Source organism: Cupriavidus sp. GW822-FHT03E04 (assembly GCF_058801495.1).
Map to the genome: position 1 here is coordinate 69,157 of NZ_JBXANI010000007.1, position 17,930 is coordinate 87,086.

16 protein-coding genes and 1 pseudogene are annotated in these 17,930 nt (G+C 65.0%); 3 read left to right on the forward strand and 14 right to left on the reverse strand.

The genetic code is table 11. The features are described 5' to 3' along the window. The first annotated feature begins 9 nt into the window (after positions 1-9). Together AC1RQC_RS11260 and AC1RQC_RS11265 are read left to right on the forward strand one after the other, a co-directional pair. A complete protein-coding gene (locus tag AC1RQC_RS11260; RefSeq protein WP_492370430.1) occupies positions 10-786 on the forward strand; it encodes an enoyl-CoA hydratase in 777 nt (258 codons plus the stop codon). A 166-nt stretch (positions 787-952) separates the two neighbouring features. Next, positions 953-2,044 carry a porin gene (locus AC1RQC_RS11265; protein WP_492370431.1) on the forward strand — a complete coding sequence of 364 codons (1,092 nt, stop codon included), beginning with the start codon at positions 953-955 and terminating at the stop codon, positions 2,042-2,044. Between the two features lie 440 nt (positions 2,045-2,484). Here the strand turns inward: AC1RQC_RS11265 and AC1RQC_RS11270 are convergent, their stop codons facing one another. Both AC1RQC_RS11270 and AC1RQC_RS11275 read right to left on the reverse strand, forming a co-directional pair. Continuing rightward, the gene (locus tag AC1RQC_RS11270) at positions 2,485-5,064 is read right to left on the reverse strand and encodes a penicillin acylase family protein (protein ID WP_492808174.1); all 2,580 of its coding nucleotides are present in this window, start codon (positions 5,062-5,064) and stop codon (positions 2,485-2,487) included. Between the two features lie 440 nt (positions 5,065-5,504). After that, on the reverse strand, positions 5,505-5,792 hold the full coding sequence (locus tag AC1RQC_RS11275; RefSeq protein ID WP_492808176.1) for a hypothetical protein: 288 nt from the start codon (positions 5,790-5,792) through the stop codon (positions 5,505-5,507). Between the two features lie 294 nt (positions 5,793-6,086). Between AC1RQC_RS11275 and AC1RQC_RS11280 the strand changes: the two genes are divergently transcribed. Further along, positions 6,087-6,908, forward strand: a complete 822-nt coding sequence (locus AC1RQC_RS11280; RefSeq protein ID WP_492808178.1) for a CPBP family intramembrane glutamic endopeptidase — start codon at positions 6,087-6,089, stop codon at positions 6,906-6,908. Positions 6,909-7,003: 95 nt separating this feature from the next. On the opposite strand, the gene AC1RQC_RS11285 is transcribed toward AC1RQC_RS11280, so the two are convergent. The 12 genes and pseudogenes from AC1RQC_RS11285 to AC1RQC_RS11340 all read right to left on the reverse strand — a co-directional run bounded on the left by AC1RQC_RS11285 (position 7,004) and on the right by AC1RQC_RS11340 (position 17,910). Beyond that, complete coding sequence (locus AC1RQC_RS11285; RefSeq protein ID WP_492883350.1) at positions 7,004-8,077, reverse strand: FUSC family protein; 1,074 nt, start codon at positions 8,075-8,077, stop codon at positions 7,004-7,006. A gap of 218 nt (positions 8,078-8,295) precedes the next feature. Beyond that, the gene (locus AC1RQC_RS11290) at positions 8,296-10,452 is read right to left on the reverse strand and encodes a 3-hydroxyacyl-CoA dehydrogenase NAD-binding domain-containing protein (protein ID WP_492883352.1); all 2,157 of its coding nucleotides are present in this window, start codon (positions 10,450-10,452) and stop codon (positions 8,296-8,298) included. A 14-nt stretch (positions 10,453-10,466) separates the two neighbouring features. Further along, positions 10,467-11,648: a thiolase family protein gene (locus AC1RQC_RS11295; protein WP_492883354.1), complete on the reverse strand. Its 1,182-nt coding sequence runs from the start codon at positions 11,646-11,648 to the stop codon at positions 10,467-10,469. Beyond that, a complete protein-coding gene (locus AC1RQC_RS11300) occupies positions 11,645-12,034 on the reverse strand; it encodes a Zn-ribbon domain-containing OB-fold protein (RefSeq protein ID WP_492370438.1) in 390 nt (129 codons plus the stop codon). Before AC1RQC_RS11300 ends, AC1RQC_RS11295 begins: the two co-directional genes overlap by 4 nt. 52 nt (positions 12,035-12,086) lie before the next feature. Next, positions 12,087-13,091, reverse strand: a complete 1,005-nt coding sequence (locus tag AC1RQC_RS11305) for a tripartite tricarboxylate transporter substrate binding protein (RefSeq protein ID WP_492370439.1) — start codon at positions 13,089-13,091, stop codon at positions 12,087-12,089. A gap of 204 nt (positions 13,092-13,295) precedes the next feature. Next, positions 13,296-14,230, reverse strand: a pseudogene (locus AC1RQC_RS11310) (HipA N-terminal domain-containing protein). A gap of 2 nt (positions 14,231-14,232) precedes the next feature. Next, positions 14,233-14,604, reverse strand: coding sequence for a helix-turn-helix domain-containing protein (locus AC1RQC_RS11315; protein WP_492370440.1), 372 nt, complete (start codon positions 14,602-14,604; stop codon positions 14,233-14,235). A 112-nt stretch (positions 14,605-14,716) separates the two neighbouring features. Then, positions 14,717-15,100, reverse strand: coding sequence for a CzcE family metal-binding protein (locus AC1RQC_RS11320; protein ID WP_492883356.1), 384 nt, complete (start codon positions 15,098-15,100; stop codon positions 14,717-14,719). Between the two features lie 133 nt (positions 15,101-15,233). Then, positions 15,234-16,160 (reverse strand): LysR substrate-binding domain-containing protein, encoded by a 927-nt coding sequence (locus AC1RQC_RS11325; protein ID WP_492370442.1) that lies wholly within the window; start codon positions 16,158-16,160, stop codon positions 15,234-15,236. A gap of 145 nt (positions 16,161-16,305) precedes the next feature. Further along, on the reverse strand, positions 16,306-16,731 hold the full coding sequence (locus AC1RQC_RS11330; RefSeq protein WP_492370443.1) for an organic hydroperoxide resistance protein: 426 nt from the start codon (positions 16,729-16,731) through the stop codon (positions 16,306-16,308). Between the two features lie 188 nt (positions 16,732-16,919). Next, positions 16,920-17,417, reverse strand: coding sequence for a MarR family winged helix-turn-helix transcriptional regulator (locus AC1RQC_RS11335; protein ID WP_253931624.1), 498 nt, complete (start codon positions 17,415-17,417; stop codon positions 16,920-16,922). 277 nt (positions 17,418-17,694) lie between these two features. Continuing rightward, the gene (locus AC1RQC_RS11340) at positions 17,695-17,910 is read right to left on the reverse strand and encodes an EthD domain-containing protein (RefSeq protein WP_492370445.1); all 216 of its coding nucleotides are present in this window, start codon (positions 17,908-17,910) and stop codon (positions 17,695-17,697) included. Positions 17,911-17,930 lie beyond the last annotated feature (20 nt).

The following is a 17,930-nucleotide window of genomic DNA, read 5'->3' on the forward strand; positions in this document are numbered from 1 at the left end:
GACCACGTCATGAGCCAAGCAGATAACAAGCCATACGCCGGCATCGAGATCAATGCGCTCGGCATCGCCACCCTCACCATCCGCGAGGCCGGCTCGCTCAATATCCTGAGCACGCCGGTCATCGCCGCACTGACCCAGGCCGTGGCCGAGCTCGCGGCCCGGGACGAGATCCGCGTGCTGATCGTGCAAGGCGCCGGAGAAAAAGGCTTTATCGGCGGCGCCGACATCAAGGAGATGGCCGCCCTGACCCGCGACAGCGCGCAGCGCTTCATCAGTGGCCTGCGCGGCCTGTGCGACGCGCTGCGCCACTTCCCCGTGCCGGTGATCGCGCGCATGCCCGGCTGGTGCCTGGGCGGCGGCCTGGAACTCGCGCTGGCCTGCGACATCCGCGTCGCCGCGGACAACACCCACGTCGGCATGCCCGAGGTCAAGGTCGGCATTCCGTCGGTCATCCACGCTGCGCTGATGCCCCGCCTGATCGGCAACGCCCGCGCCGCATGGATGCTGCTGACCGGCGAGATCTCCGACGCGCGCGAAGCGCTGGCCTGGGGCCTGGTGAGCAAGGTGGTGCCGCTAGCCGAACTGGACGCCGAGGTCGAACGCCTCGCCACGCTGCTGGCCGGCTTCGGCCCTGCCGTGGTGCGCCAGCAGAAGCGGCTGTTACGCGAGTGGGAAGAGGCGCCGCTGGATGTGGCCATCAACAACAGCGTGGCGGAGTTTGGCAGTGCCTTCGAGACCGGGGAGCCGCAGCGGTACATGAACGAGTTCTTGCAGCGCAAGCGCTAAGCGGTACGCGGGAAAAAGGGGCCAAGGGAGCCGGGACGGACTGTTCGCCGGCAGGAACAGTCTGTTCCGGGAACTCCCTTTTTTGCATTGTCCTTATGACGCTACATTGACGCCGCTGCGATGCCCGAGCCCTTGGGGCGTCGCAAATCATAAGGAAATCAACGTAATGAAATCTCGTGCATGGCTGGCGCTGTTGCCGCTCATTCCCGGCGCCGCAATGGCGCAAGGCAGTATCACGCTTTACGGCGTGGTCGATGCCGGCATCGAATACCTGAGCCACGTGCCCAACGCCACCGGCGGCAGCGACTCCACGGTGCGCATGTCCACCGGCAACCTCTCCACCTCGCGCTTCGGCCTGCGTGGCACGGAGGACCTGGGCAACGGCCTCAAGGGCGTATTCGTACTGGAGAACGGCTTCGACCTCGACACTGGCAAGGTCAACCAGGGCGGCCGCCTGTTCGGCCGCCAGGCCTTCGCCGGCCTGCAGGCCCAGTACGGCACGCTGACCCTAGGCCGCCAACAAACGCTGCTGTACGATCTCTCGTCGGCGTTCGACCCCATGGTCATCTCGACCCGCTACTCCCTGCTGATGCACGACAAATGGATGTCAGGCCGCGCCGACAATGCCATCAAGTTCACCGGCACCACTGGCGGCATCTACTACGGCCTGCTCTACAGCACCGGCTACGACAGCACCGCCGGCGGCGAAATCGCAGGCGCATCCAAGGCAGGACGGGAATGGAGCGCCAGCCTGGGCTACACCAGCGGCCGCCTGTCCACGCGCGTGGCCTACGACGAAGTCCGCGGCAGCACGGTCACGCTGCAGGACAACCGCGAGCGCCGCGCCGCCGTGGCCGCGGCCTATGCCTTCTCGTCGGTCAAGGTGCTGGCGGGCTACCGCTACTACCGTGGCGACTTCACCACCAGTTCCCTGCGCACCAACCTCTACTGGGCCGGCGTGCAGTACCAGGCCACGCCAGCCATTTCGCTGACCGGCGCTGCGTACTACACCGACGTGCGCAACTCCTCGGCCGATCCGCTGAGCTTTGTGTTATCCGGCACGTACGCGCTGTCCAAGCGCACCGATCTCTACACGATCCTCGCTTACGCGAAGAACCGTGATGGGTCTGCGATGGGATTGTCCGGGTTCGGGCCATCGCTGAATGCCAATGCGACGACGCTGGTGAATACCACGGAACAAGTCGGGGCCGGGCAGAGCCAGGTGGGGGCGATTGTGGGCGTGCGGCATCGGTTCTGAGCCGTTTTTCCTGCAGCGGGGGCTGTGTCGGCATCGCCGGTCTGTTCGCCGCCGGGCGCATGACCGACAGTGAGGGCTCCCATTTCATGGTTGCCTCTTGTCTTGATCAAGCACATACCCAAGTTTTGGCACGGTGCGGATGATGTGTGGCTGCCCGCCGGCGTGACTCAACTTCCTGCCCGTCCTGTGACTTCCCCTTCGTGCCCACGCGTTTCACGACCTGGCGCAGCAGAAGGTGATCGACAAGGCCATGGCCGACAAGAGAAAGGCGAAGCTCGGGCCGGCCAGCGGCGCGCAGCCAATGCTGCCGCTGGCGAAGAGACACAGCGGTCATCCCTGAATCCTGGCGGGTGGCGAGCGTATCGGCATGACGAGGCCAGATCGATCGCATCGCCACCGGGTCCGGCGCCGGCGGTCAGCCTGAGGCCGCCAGCCACGAGCTATCGCGGTGCGACCGTGACCCTTTCTTCGCTGCGCGTATGGCGCGCGACTTCGCCCGCCTCCAGGCGCAGCGGCTTGCGGCCAAAGCCCGTATAGAGGGCGAGCTGGTCGCTGTAGTGCGGTGAGCGGGTGCCATCTGGCGCGACGAACCCGCTCTGCCCCGGTGCCACCACATCCCATGCCTGCGTCTTGCCGGCAGCGGCGGCACTGCCGAACACAATCAGGTCATTCTCCGTCCCGCGATTCTGGTACTCCGGCACACGGATGGCTTCGGCCGCATCCGCCTGCGGAATGCCGAAGAAGTTGTTCGCGCGGAAGGTGAGCATCACGGCTGGCGGTTGCCAGCGGGCGATATCGTCCCCGTACTTGGCCGACAGCGATGTCCAGGTGTCGCCCAGTGCGGCGCGAATGACATCGTCTGGCGCAGCGCCGCCAAACAGGTCCACGCGCTGGGCAATGGCCGAGCGAGATCCCAGCAACGCCTCATAAAGAACCTTGCTGCCCGTGCTGAGGTTCAGCGAGCCGGTGGGCCCATCCTGCGTCGTCTCATAGCCGCTGGCCATGTACCACTTGTCGAAGGGCGCGGGAACCGCCTTGACGACGGTCCTTGCCAGCATCGACGTGAGCCAGGCGTTCATGATGGCTGAGCCGGGCTGGGCATACGTTCCGGTGTCGCGCGGGTCGTCGTTGATGCCACTCCAGCCCGCCAGCGTATCGGCGAGGCGGCGGCGCGGATCATCGGCAGGCAGCGCCGCCGCGGCATTGCGGATGAATGGCAGGAAGTGCCGCACGTTCAGGTCCGAGCGGCTGGTGTCCTTCAGGATCTGCCAGGCATCGTCGCTGTCAAGCGTCGCGTGCGCCTCGATGCGATGCTGGATTTCGACATTGCGGTCCGCTGCACCCCACAGGAAGGCAAACAGATCAGAGGCCGGGTAGCCCTTCTCAGGCGAGTTGTTCCAGTTGGCGATATAGCCGGAGCGCGGGTTGTAGACCTGCGGGTTGGTGGAGAACGGCAGCACGCCGCGCCAGTCCCATTCCCCGGTACCGGGCACGGGCAGGCGCGGGTCATGGCCCGTCCGACGATGTGGATAGGCGCCGGTGTGTGCGTATCCGATATTGCCCTGGCGGTCCGCGTAGTACCAATTGATGGTCAGGGCCTGTCGTGCAGCCTGGGCCGTCCAACTCTTCCAGTCATGCGCCTGCGCCTGATGGGTCCACGCCAGGAGCGACTGCACTTCCTTTCCGCTCCAGGCGCGTGCCTTGGCATAGGCAGTGTGCGTGGCGTCGTCCCGCTGCATGACGATGCCGTGCACGGTGCGGTAGACGTCGAGTATCACGGGCGCGCCATCCTTGACGTGGATGATCTCGGCGCGCTTTTGCATCTGCACCCACTTGCCGTTGTGCCAGTAGAAATCAGGCCGAGCGGGGTCGACGCGCTCGGCGAACATGTCGATGTCGTCGCCGAAGCCGGCGGTCGATCCCCATGAGATCTTGCCGTTGTGGCCAAACAGGATGCAAGGGTAGGCAAACGGCGTATTGCCGACGATATCGAAGCCCGCGCCATGCAGGCCGATACCGTAGGTGTAACCCGGGTTGAACCAGCCAAACTGTGGCCCGTTGAGCATGATCGCCTTGGCGCCGCGCGCACGCTGCTTGCCGATCACCCACATATTGCTGGTGGTCGGGAAGCCGGCAGGGCCGTTGGCGCCGCTCTGCGCATACTGGGCGAACACGGTGTCGCGGTTGGCCTGCGTGTCGAGCGCGAGCAACATGCCGTCGTCGCCGCGCGCGGGCCGCTCCGCCATCGGCGGCGGTCCGTCGTAGCGTGGCAATGCGTAGGCAAGTTCGCCGGTGCCTGCCGGGGCGCCGAGCCGTATCGGGTAAGTACGCTCGCCGGCCGCGATGGTGGTGACCGCCTTTGGATTGACGAGCCACTTCAACTGCGTGAACAGATCCATGCCACGCGCTTCACCATACCGGTCTTTCAGGGCAGTAAGCAACGCCAGGTTGTCCACCTCGCTGGTGCTGTCGGAGAAGCGGTTCGCCATGGTACCGACGAACACCATCGCCACGTCGAATGCGCTCCAGTCTGACGGCTTGAAGCCCGCATCGTTGAACTGCTTTGGCATCAAGGTGTCAGGCCGCGCACGGACTTGCGCGATCCACGCATTCATCCCGGCGGCATAGCCATCGAGGATGTCGCGCTCCCTCTTCGGCAAGGCCGCGATTTGTTGCTCGATCGCCGCGGGCCAGTAATTGCCGCGCGTTGCCAGGTCGAACTTGACGAACTTCTCGCCCAGCACCTCGGCCACCGTTCCTTGCGTGCTGCGCTTTGCCATCTCCATCTGGAACAGCCGGTCTTGCGCGACGGCATAGGCATAGCCATAGAAAAGTTTGTAGGCGGTATCCGCGTAGATATGCGGCACGCCATACTCGTCCCGCTTGATCACGACCTGCTGCGCGGCATGGGACGAGGCCGCATGCGCCGTCGCAAGACCAATGGGAATATCCGCGATGCCGCCGAGGGCGAGGATGACGGCAGTCGATGCAAGGCGGGCAAGGCGGGGGCGCAGGGTCATGATGTCTCCGGGGTCTTTTTTTCTTCATGGCGCCGGCACATCCTAAAATAAACCGACCGGGCGGTCAATTAATAAAGACGCATCTGCCCATGCATCGATGTCGCGTATAGGCAGCAGCGAATCGCTGGTAAGCGACGCTTGGCAACCGGGCGGAAACTAGCCGAGTTGTGGAGGCGGGAACAGGATTAAGCGGCTTCGCTCTCGTGGAACCGCTTTTTCAGGGACGTATCCCAGTCCGGAAGGAACGAGTCGGAATGGAACGTCCTCGCCCATGAAATGCAGTCAGCGTCACGTCCAGGATCGGTGACAGACGGTAATTTGCATCGTTGAAGCGGCAGTACCCTGGCGCGCCTGGCGGAATGCTTGCGAAGTCATCCCGACTCACCCACCAAGGTATGCGCTCGGGCTCCGGAGCGGCGGGAAGATGGTGCCTCTGCCCCCTAGGGCAAATTTCTGCCGGGAAGTGAAGGCGTTCTTCCGCGTGCGCCACTGGCGCGCACTGCTTGTCGGTTGACGGCTCGCGTGCGGTTCCTGTCCCGGCCTGCTGCATTGAGCCCATGGCTGTCGGGCAGGCTGCGGCCGCCCAGGTGATTGTCGGCGCGGCCACCGAAAGCACCGATCCTCACTTCCTCGCCCATCCCCCCGACAACATGCTGCGCCTGGGCGGCTCCCGAGGTCGCCGCCAGCGTGGCAATCGCCATCAGGGCAAACGAGTAGATCTGGTTCATGCGATTTTCCTGCTTGTCATGTTGTACGGCATGCCGCTGTATTGGCGGCCGCAGTCTTTTGGGGCTCGGGGAGCATAGTGCGACGGGCCTCCCTCGGTTGTAATCAATTGTTAGTACCTGGCAGGTGCGAGGGCGAAAAGCCACAATGCACGCCCCGTGGCGTGCTGGCCCGGCTATTGCGCCTGCCTTTCACGTCATTTTCGAGGGGCCGACTCTACAGAATCGCGATGCCGCTGCCGTTAATGGAGACGGCCGTCTACAACAAGCCCTTCGCCCCGAAAGATCTCGCGATCCATGAATCCCAACCGGCCAGACCAGACCCAACCGATTACCTTCCAGTGGGCGCTCGCGCTCACCTTCGTGGCCTGGTTTGTCGAGGTGATATTGACCATGTTGCTGCGCCCGGCCTTGCTGCGCAGCGGCATGCAGCCAATGGCCGCCGCCAGTCTCATTCGCGTGGCCTGCTATGGGCTGGTGTTCAGCACCTTGCTGCATGCCAGCGGGTTGAGCTATCGCAAGCTGTTCCACGAGGGCAGCGCCAGCGTGGCGGCCACGCTGGGCCTGTTGGGCCCGCCGATCCTGCTGATGGTGCCGCTGATCCTGCTGCTGGACGGACTGGCCATGGTCGGCATAGAGGCGCTGTTCCCATTTTCCGCCGATGATGCGCGCATGATCACGGAGATGACGAGCGGGGGCATTGGCATCTGGGTGCTGGTGTGCGTGATCGCGCCGTTCGTGGAGGAGATGTTCTTCCGCGGCATCCTGCTGCGCGGCATGCTCCGTCGGTACGTGCGTGCCGATGCCACCGTGTATTCGGCCTTCGTCTTCGGCGTGGCGCACCTGAATATCTACCAGTTCGTGATTGCGTTCGCCATCGGGCTGTTCGCGGCGGCGCTCTATTGCCGCACGCGTTCGCTCTGGCCTGGCATTGTCCTGCATGCGGGCCTGAACACCGGCGTCATGATCTCAGCCGCGATGGCGCCGGAAAGCACGGCGCTGGAAGCCCCGGTCGGCGTGTGGGCGTTAGCCGTTCCATTGGGGCTGGCCGGGGCCTGGATGCTACGCCGGCTGCTCTGGTACCCGCGTGGCGTGGGTGCGACCGAAGGCCAATCCTGACATCCCGATTTCTCCCTGCTGGCAATCCACGAGGCCGGCGCCCCGGGCAAACCTCATCACCGGCGTCGAGGCCACCGGTGAACACCAAAGCAGGCTTAAATATTCCATCGATCCGCGATGGCCGCCAGACGCTGCCTGAGATCGTCGAACTCGCCGGACAAGCGCAGCGTCAGCGAGACATAGCCAGCCCATTGCGGCGCAACGGTGCCCGCAATTCGCGCAAGCGAACAAGTACCACGCGGCGCCAGGCGCGCCACCACGCCATGGGTCAACGCGCGCGCCATGCCGATCAGCATGGCGCTGATGCGGCGGTTCTCTTCGGCAAGATGGTCGCGCACGAATGCCTTGGCCTCTTCGTCGTCAACGCGCGGGCGCGTGGCCGCGAGCACTTCCAGCAGGCTGATGCACACGCGCATGCCGTGCTGGATGGCTTCGAGCTGCTCCATCGATACGTTGATCTCCTTGGCCACCGACGGCATCAGCGATCGCAGCTGTACCAGCAAGCTGCCTTGCAGCACCATGGCCTGCTGCAGTACGGCCCGGTCGAAGCCCGCGTCGTTGACAATGGCCGCATGCATCCTGGCGCAACTGCGCAGGGCCTCGGCCAGCTTGTAGCGCCACGTATAGGTGGCGTGCAGTGGCAGCGCGAAGGAGAACAGCAGTGCGATCGCGATGCCGATCAGCACATCCGCCGCGCGCCAGAGGCCGTCCGCAATGGCGTTCTCGCCATGGCCGGCGACGATAAAGATGGTAATGGCGGAGAGCAGCGCCACGTAGCCGCCCTTGCCGATCGCGTGATACGCACAGACGGCGCAAGCGATCACGATCAGCGCGTAGCTGAGCAAGGGCGCGTGCAAATACGATTGCTGCAGGATGATCACCAGCCCCGCGCCCGCGCCGATCAGCGTGCCGAGCGCACGCTCGGCCGCCTTCTTGCGGATATTGCCGTGGTGCTGCAGGCCGCCGATGACCACCAGCAGCGTGATCGATGCCCATTCGCCATGGGGCAGGTGGATGCCGGTGGTCAGCGCGATGGACGTCAGCAGGCCAAGCGCTACCCTGGCGGCATGAATCACCTTGGCATGGCGGTAGCGCCGCGCCGGATCCAGCACCGGGCGCAGCACACGGCGCAGCCACGGATGGACACGGGAAAGCAGCATGCTGGTCATGCTGGCCCGCCGGCCTGCGCGATGCCTTCGTCCATGCGCTGCAGCAGGTATGGGAAGAAGGGGTTGAACGACATGCGGATCAGTGCATCCAGGCTGACAACAATGAAAGGCTGGGCGCAACCGCCCGGCTGGCACCAGCAAAAACTACGCTAGTGTCCTCCGCCTTCCACCGTAAGGCAACCGGTGCCCGGGCACACAGGCACGCGCCTTGCGCCATCTCAGCCTGCGGCGAAGGTCTCGCGCCCCTGCGCCACCAGCCGCACCAGCAGTGGCGCCGGCGTCCAGTGCTCGCCGTGGATGGCATTCAACGCCCGGATCTTGTCGAGCGTGCGGCCCAGGCCGATGGTCTCGGCATGGAACATCGGCCCGCCGCGCCAGGCAGGAAAGCCGTAGCCATGCACGTACACCACGTCGATATCCGCGGCACGCTGCGCGATGCCCTCCTCCAGGATGCGCGCGCCCTCGTTCGCCAGCGCGAGCATGCAGCGCTCGACGATCTCCTCGTCACTCACCTCGCGGCGTTCGATGCCGGCTTGCGCCGCGCAAGCGCGGATCAGCGCGTCGACCGCCGGATCGGGTAGCGGCGCGCGGCTGCCGGCTTCGTAGCGGTAGTAGCCCGCATTGGTCTTCTGGCCGAAGCGGCCTTGCTCGCAGATGCGATCGGCCACCTTGGAGTAGCGCAGGTGCGCGGGCCGCGTCGGCGCGAGCCGCTTGCGCGTGGCCCAGTTGATATCCATGCCGGCAAGATCGGCCATGGCCAGCGGGCCCATGGCCATGCCAAAGCGCGTGAGCGCGCCGTCCACCTGTTGCGGCGATGCGCCCTCCTCCAGCAGGAAGCCGGCCTCGCGCCAGTATGGCGTGAGCATGCGGTTGCCGACAAAACCTTCGCACACGCGCACCAGCACCGGGATCTTGCCGATGGCCTGGGCCATCTTCATGCAGGTGGCGATGACCTCCGGCGCGGTGCGCTCGCCCTGCACCACTTCCAGCAGCTTCATGACATTGGCCGGGCTGAAGAAGTGCAGGCCGATCACATCTTGCGGGCGCGAAGTGGACGCAGCGATGACGTCGATGCTCAGGCGCGAGGTATTGGTGGCGAGGATGGCGCCGGGCTTGCATAACGCGTCGAGCCAGGCGAACACGGCTTCCTTGACCGCCATGTCCTCGAAGACCGCTTCGATGACCAGGTCGGCGTCCGCCAGGTCGGTATCGGCCAGCGTGGGCGTGATGCATGCCATCCGCTGCGCAATATCCTGCGCCGTGAGCTTGCCCTTGGCGGCCGTGATCTCGTAGTTGCGGCGGATCATGGCCAGCCCCCGATCCAGCGCGGCCTGCTGCTGCTCCAGCAAGGTCACCGGAATGCCGGCGTTGGCAAAGGCCATGGCGATGCCGGCGCCCATGGTGCCGGCGCCGAGAATGCCCACCCGCGCCACCGTGCGCAGCGATGCGCCTGCCGGCAGTGCTGCCATCTTGGGCGCCTCGCGCTCGGCGAAGAAGAGGTGGCGCAGCGCCTTCGATTCCGTGCCTGCCACGAGCTGGTCGAAGCGGACACGTTCGTCGTCAAGACCGGCGTCGATCGGCAGGCGCGTGGCGGCTTCCACGCACGCAATGGCGGCGCGTTGCGCCAGCGCATTGCGCGCCTTGGCGTTAACCGCCGCGCTGCGCACTGCGAAGTCCACGCCAGCGGCATCGGCACAAGGCTTGCGCGCGATCACAGGATGGGCGCCCGGCAAACCCGCCACGCGCTCGGCGAAGGCCACGGCCGCGGCCAGCGGCTCGCCGTCGATCAGTGCATCGGCCATGCCGAGCGCCACCGCCTTGTCACCACGCACGGGCTTGCCGCCCTGGATCAGCGCCAGCGCCGCCGGTACGCCAATCAGGCGCGGCAGGCGCTGCGTGCCGCCGCCGCCCGGCACCAGCCCGAGGTTGACCTCCGGCAGCCCCAGGCTGGCATCGGCGCTGGCGATGCGGTAGTGGCAACCGAGCGCCAGTTCCATGCCACCGCCCAGCGCCACGCCATGGATGGCGGCAACCACCGGCTTGGCCGACTGCTCGATGCGCGCGATCACCTGGCGCAAGGTGGGCTGCGCGCTGGCAGCCGGCGTATTGAACTGGCGGATATCCGCGCCGCCGCAGAACACCTTGCCGGCGCCGAGGATCACGATTGCCGTCACAGCATCGTCTTGCGTGGCCTGGGAGATGCCGTCGAACAGACCAAGGCGCACGGTGTCCCCCAGGCCGTTCACGGGCGGGTTGTCGAGCAACAGGATGGCGATGCGGCCCTGGCGGCCGTATTGCACCGTAGGCACCGTAGGCACCGTCGGAACCGTAGCGGTGAGCGAGGTGAAGGCGGATGCCGAAGAATGGGAAGTCATGGGATTGCTCGGGCTCAAAGCGAGGTGGAGAGAATGGCCGTAGCCTGGCTGGACAGCACGCCGCCATTGCCATGCACCAGCGCAATGTCCGCGTCCTTGACCTGGCGGGCGCCCGCCTCGCGGCGCAGCTGCGTGACGGCCTCGATCACCAGGAAGATGCTGTACATGCCCGGGTGGAGGCAGGACAGCCCGCCGCCATTGGTGTTCATCGGGAACGCGCCGCCCGGCTCGATGCGCCCACCGGACACGAAGGCGCCGCCCTCGCCCTTGGCGCAGAAGCCGAGATCCTCCAGGAACAGGATCGGGTTGATGGTGAACGCATCGTAGAGCTCCACCACGTCGATATCGTCCGGCGTCAGGCCCGCCTCGGTGAATGCCCTGCGCCCGGACTCCACGGCGGGCGTGACCGTCACATCGTCCATGCAGGAAATCTGCCGGTGCCAGTGAGCATGGCCGCAACCCAGCACATACACCGGGCTGGCGTGCAGGCCGCGCGCGCGGTCAGCCCGCGTGACCACGAAGGCGCCGGCGCCATCGGTGACCAGGCAGCAATCACGCACCGTGAGCGGGTCCGAGATCATCTTCGCGTTGATGACGTCATCCACCGTGAGCGGGTCGCGCGAGAACGCATGGGGATTGAGCTGCGCCCACCTGCGCGCGGCCACGGCCACCTCAGCCAGTTGCGTGCGCGTGGTGCCGTACTGGTGCATGTGGCGCGCCGCGGCCAGCGCATAGCTGCTGGGCGGGTTGAAGGGCTTGTACGGGTGTTCGTAGGGCTGCGGGTCAAGCTCGGCCCGCATCTGGTTCTGGCGCGAGCTGCTCGGCACGCTGCGTGGCGTGCTGCCGTAGCAGATCAGTACGTTGTCGCATTCGCCCGCCTCGATCGCCATGGCGGCAATCTTCAGGTCGGCGATAAACGACGAGCCGCCAAACATCGTGCTATCGGAGAATCTCGGCCGGATGCCGAGGTACTCGGCCATGCGCATCACCCACCACGGCGAGGTGAGGCTGGAGGTGATGATGCCGTCGATCTCCTGCATGCGCAGTCCGCTGGCCTTCACCGCGGCATGCGCTGCCTGCGCGATGATCTCCTGCTCGGTACGCCCGCCGGCGTGGCCCAGGCCGGCCAGCCCGGTGCCGAGGATGGCGATGGCGCCGCGCTGCGAGCCGGATGTGCCTCTGGTGCTACCCATCATTGCGTCTCTCCCGGAGTGAATACGAGCAACGGCCCGGCTTCTTCGTGCGCGATCTGCACCTGCACGCGCATGCCGATGCGGACCGCATCCGGCGCGACGCCGGTGATGCGGCTCATCATCCTTGGCCCTTCGTCCAGGTCGACCAGGCAGACGTTGTAGTCGCCCTCCCTACGGCGCACCGTGGTGGTGGAGTACACGGTGCCGCGGCCCGAGGGCGCAAGCCATTGCAGCGTATCCGAGCCGCAGTGCGGGCAAAGCACGCGTGGAAAGAAGTGCCACCGGCCACAATCCGCACAGCGGGGAATGACGAAGCGGCCCTGGGCCAGTTGCCCAAAGTAGAAGGCGTCCGCGCCCTGGGCATCCTGCGTGGATGATTCGTCATGCATCGGTATGGCTCCGCCCTTGCTCGTTCACCGGCTCGTTCACCTGGCCGCCCACTTACTCGTCCACCTTCACGCCGGTAACCTGGACAGTGCGCTGCCACTTGGCCACCTCGGCCTCGACGTACTTTCGGAATGCCGCCGGCCCCAGCGTGCCCGCGGCTTCGGCGCTTTGCTTGCGCAGCTTGGCCGCCATCTCCGGCGAGCTCATGATGCGGTTGGCCTCCTGGTTCAGCCGCGCCACGATCTCCGGCGACGTGCCGGCCGGCGCGTACAGACCCAGCCAGGTGTAGAGGTCATAGTTCTTGAAACCGGCTTCGGCAATGGTCGGCAGATCGGGAAACAGCTTGCTGCGCTCCGCGCTGGTGACCGCGATCGGACGCAGCTTGCCGGCCGCGATAAACGCCGACACGCTCATGGAATCCTGGAACACCATCGGAATCTGCCCCGCCACCACATCGTTGGTCGACGGCGACGCGCCCTTGTACGGCACATGCACCAGCGGCACGCCCGCCACCTGCCGGAACAGCTCGCCGGCAAGGTGCGTGGAGCCGCCGACCCCGGCCGAGCCATACGGCACGCTGGGCTGCGATTTAGCCCACTTGATGAACTCCGGCAACGTCCTGGCCGGCACCGATGGGTTCACCACCAGCATGTTCGGCGCCTTGGCGATCAATGCGATCGGCTCGAAATCCTTCACCGGCTGGTAGCGCACGTTCTTCTGCACGGCCGGCCCGATCACATGGCCGGTCGCACTAAGCAGCAGCGTGTAACCATCGTTGGGCTTGCGCGCCACATACTCGGTAGCGATCTGCCCGGCAGCGCCGGGACGGTTCTCCACCACAAAGCTCTGCTTGAACGCCTGCGACAGTTCGGCCGCCAGCAAACGCCCCACGATATCGGTCATGCCGCCGGGCGCGAATGCCACCACGATGGTGACAGGCTTGCTGGGATACGGGTCCGGTTGGGCCAGCGCGGGCGCGCAGGCTGTCAGGGAAATCAGGGAACTAAGGGCGCTGCCGCACAAGGCGAGCAGGCGCAGGCGGGCCTGGATGGATTTCACGGTGTCTCCGGTCTTTCGTTCTTGTGTGCCGCCGCCTGGTCGACAAGAGGCGGAGAACGCCGCCATCGATGGCTTGGGGCTGCCGGCCAGTATATTTTTGTGGCCGGAGCCCGGCCATCCGAAAGATTCGAATCACCGGTTCGTGGAATTGGAACGCTCGGGGGGGTGGTTATCAAAGCCGGCGGGCGCTTGGCAGTTGCTCCGCTATGTCCGCATTCCGGCCAGCTTGCGGGACTGCCGCCGTACGCCGTCGAGAATTGCGTCGGCCAGGTCGGCGGGGAAACCTGCAGGCAGGCTGGCCGCGGCCGTGGACAGCACCAGGTCCGTTGCGGCGATCAGTTCCTGGATAAGCGCTTCGACGCTCTGCGTGCTCAAGCCGACCTGCCGGCCTTGTGCAAGCCAGTGCCTGCGGCGTATCTGCCCGATCAGGTAGTCGTTCTCGTTACCGCGAACCGTCATGGCCAGCTTCGCTTTCTGCGGCGCGACCTGGTTGCGGCCGGGCCCGATGATTGGGTGAGCCGAAAGCACATCGTAGAGCGGCGTGGACTGGTAACTGCCGCGCGGCAGTAGCGCAATGCTGAAATTCTTCGCATGGCCGTCTGTCGCGGCAAGTAGCCAGAACACCAGTTGCGCCTTGAAGAAATTGCGCCTGTCCTTGCGCTCCCGCAATCGATAGGCGTAGCTCGTCGTCGCCATCGTAAGCACCCAGTGGCGCGGCGCTCGTGGTGTCGCGAAGCACGCGTGCGACCTGCGCTTCAGACAATGGCCTGCCGTTGATCGTCGTCAGGTCGACTGGCGCATCCCCCTCCTCCAGCAACTGCAGCGCGCCAACGCAATCGCGCCCCAGCACGGCTAGCAGTTCGAACGGCGTGACGCCGCCGGTCCGGTAGCGTTGCGCGAGGCGACGCCGGATGGCATCGCTGTCCGGCAGCAGATTGTCGAAGAAATCGGTGACGATGCGGCCCTTGTAGGACGCATTGGCCGGCAGGAATGGGAGGGACAGGGAAAGCGGGCGCCCTTGCTTGTCCTCGATCCACTCGTCAAAGTAGGTCAGCGACTCCACCTGCGCGCTCCCAGATGCCGACCGGGACGCCGTTCATCCAGATCTGCAGCCTTTGCTTGTGTGAGCGGCATCCCATGCCTACCAAGCCTCGCGCCGCTTCGGCGCGGTGGGCGCGGTCGCCTTCGCGCGCTTGGGCTTGGCGCAGGCGGCGCTATCTTGCGCCACCAATGCAGTCGCCGCGGTGCCTTGTCCCGGCGCCGACTGATAGGCGCTGGGACGCATGGCAGCCTGTGAGGCTACCGGACTCAATACCAGTTCCACCCCAAGAACTTGCAGGGTCCGGTAGAGACGCTCAATACTGGCCGCGGCGGGGTTGGCCTCCAGTTGGGCGTAGGACTGCTGCGTGATGCCCAGCTTGGCGGCAACCTCCGCCTGCGTCAGGTGACTGGCCTTGCGAAAGCCTTGCAGGATGGGACGTAGCTGGCTGATGGCTTTGATGGGATAGTCCATGGCGATCTCCGGCACATGTTATTTACCCAACAAACTATAGCTTGTAAAAACAGAATACAGGTTAAACAATGTAAATTGAAAATACAATCTATGTACTGTATTCCATCCAAGCTCATCCTCCGGTAAACAACTGGCTCGGCGCGATGTACACCCGGATCCCCTTGGCCTGCGCCACCTCAGGGAAGATGGTCCTCATATCGACCGAGGTCCCGCCAATGGCCTCCAGGAACGTCCAGCCAACGGTCTTGTCGCCGGCGCGGAAGGCCACCGATTCGCCGGATGCCACGTTCACGTAGTTCATGCCCGGGACCAGCGTGACCGTGCGGGTCGTCGTGCTCACGTCGGCGGGACTGCCGAACAGGGCGGCGACACGGGCGGCTTTGGTGGCCGGCGTGGCCGGCGTGGGCGCCGTGGCGCTCCAGGCGGAGGGACTCGCAGAGGCGATGCCGAGGAGGGAGAGTGCCAGAGCGGCGGCGAGCGTTTGCTTCTTGTTCATCGTTTTTCCTTGTGCCTACCCTTGTCAGATCTGGGTACACGAGGAAAGTGTAGCGACGATGAATCTATTCTAAAAATGATATATTCATCGTGCATTCAGTCGCTTTTTTCATACTCAGTGGTGACGCCGGCAACTACGCGACCGGGGCGCCATCCTCGCGCGTGGCGGCAACACGCGGATCATTGAGCAGGAATTGCACGAACGCCGCCGTGAAGGACGGCAGCTTGCCTTCGGCGCGCACGATCAGGTTCAGCTCGCGTCGGGCCCAGGTTTCCGCCAGCCGCACGCCGGCTATCCGGGCTTCGCGCAGGGCCGCCGCGGCCACGCTGCGCGGTACCAGCGCCACGCCCACGCCGGCTTCGACCAGCGACAACGCAGCCTCGAAGCTGTGGGCGTGCAGCCGCACGTTGGGGCTTTTGCCGGCGCGCTGCGCCATGTCGCGCAGGAAGAGGAAGTTGCTGCTGCCGCGGCTCATGCAGACGAAATCGAAATCCAGCGCGGCGCCGAAGCGCAACTCGGCCTGGCGCGCCAGCGGATGGCCGTTGGGCACCGCCAGGATCAGTTCGTCCACCGCGTAGCGCACAGCGCGCACGTCGCTGGCATCGATGTCGCCAGCCAGAATGCCGATATCGGCCTCCTGCGCGGCCACGGCGGAGGGAATCGCCTGGCTGGCGCGCTCTTCCAGGTCGATGTTGACGTCCGGGTTGGCCGCCAGGAAGCGGCTCACGCTGGGGATGATAAAACCGTTGAGCGAGCTGCTGTTGGCCAGCAGCCGTATATGGCCCTTGAGTCCGGCGGAAAAGCGCCCGACCTCGCCATGCATGCGCTCCACGCCGCGCAGCAGTTCGCGCACGTGCACCAGCAAGGTCTCGCCGGCAGGGGTGAGTTCCATGCCGCGCGCGCTGCGCACGAACAGGGCCGTGCCCATCGCGTGTTCGAGATTCTTGAGGCGGTAGCTGGCGGCGGATGCCGTGATGTGGATAGCGGAAGCACCGCTGGAAAGGCTTTGTGCTTCGGCAATCGCCTGGAACAGGCGCAGGTCGGTGAGTTCGTAGCGCACTGTGTCTCCGGGGTCCGTCTTCTTGTTTCGCTGGTTGCCACTTGAGGCGGCACGCGAGACAAAGCAGCCGGCCCCGCGCAAGGGATGCTCATTTTAGAACATTGCGCGGGGCCGGCCCGGGGACCCTCGGGATCCGGATCTACGCTTAGACCAGCGTCAGGCGCACGTCGATATTGCCACGCGTGGCATTCGAGTACGGGCAGACCACGTGTGCCTTGTCGACCAGGTCTTGCGCGACGGCGCGGTCCAGGCCGGGCAGCGCGATGTTCAGGTCCACCTCGATGCCAAACCCGGTGGGAATGGCGCCGATGCCGACCTGGCCGGTGATGGCGGTGTCGGCAGGCAGTGCCACCTTGTCACGCGCCGCCACGAACTTCAGCGCGCCGAGGAAGCAAGCCGAGTAGCCAGCCGCGAACAGTTGTTCCGGGTTGGTGCCGGCACCACCCGCGCCACCCAGCTCGCGCGGGGTGGCCAGCTTGATATCCAGGGCGCCATCGGACGACACGGCGCGGCCGTCACGGCCTCCGGTTGCGGTGGCGGAAGCACGGTAGAGGACTTTTTCGATCGACATGATGACACTCCTGGCTAGTTGATAAAACTGGCTCATCGAGCCTTGGGTTGGAGAAAGCCTGTTCGCTTTCCATATTTAATAGCTAGCTATTAAATAGCACGCTATATATTAGACAATCAAAACGGGCTGTCAAGTTGTTCAGCCCACCATCAGCCGCCGCCGCGCCCATCACGCCGGCGCCTTGATCCTTAGCCGCCGGCCGCTACGGCAAACCGCTCGCGCAACTGGTCCAACTCCGCCTTCACGGCCACCACCTGATCGACGCTGCAGCCCGAGGCACACAGCACCGCGCGGGGCACCGCCTGCGCCGGCTCCTTGAGCGCATGGCCTTCGGCGGTCAGCGTGACAATGACCTGGCGCTCGTCGGCTACGGCACGTTCACGCCGCAGCAGTTGCTGCGCTTCCATGCGCTTGAGCAGCGGGGTCAGCGTGGCCGAATCCAGATGCAGGCGGCCGCCGATTTCCGACACGGTCAGGCCATCGGCTTCCCACAGCACCATCATCACCAGATACTGCGGATATGTCAGGCCCAGCGGCGCCAGCAACTTGCGGTACAGCTTGTTCAGCGCAAGCGACGTGGCGTACACGGAAAAGCAGAACTGCTGGTCCAGAAGCAACGCCGACGCGGCATTTGCCGTGGCGTCGTGTGCCGCCTGCTTGGTCCGGGAGGTGCGTTTCGTGTCCATGGGCTGAAATATACATAGCGCGTTATTTAATTGCAAGCTATTTTTAATGAGCACATTGCATCACTTTCAATCACGCTTTTCGCACAGGACATCCTGCGTGGCCACTTCCGGCTTGACCGAAATCAGGGAACGCCTTAGCGATATCATCCGGCTTTGCTGCCGCGCCGCCTGGCTCCAGCGCCACTGCGGAAGCATATTGGTCGGCGGGCATCCTGCGCGACATCGGCGTATCGGTGAATCCGGGAGCGATCGAGTTCACGGCAATCTTCTTCGCGCGCTACTCCATGACCTCGATCGATGGATAGACAGATTCGAATGTCATATAGATCGGAGGTCCGCCGTCCTCGATGCGCTCGGCACGCATGATGCGCACGGAGATAACGCCAGGAAAGCGCTTCATCAGAGGCCGCAATTCGGACGCCATGAACCGATCGAAAGCCATACGGTTCTCCGGGTCGACATCGCCCTGCAAGCATGCACAACGTACGATCACGGTCTCTCCTCAACGAAACT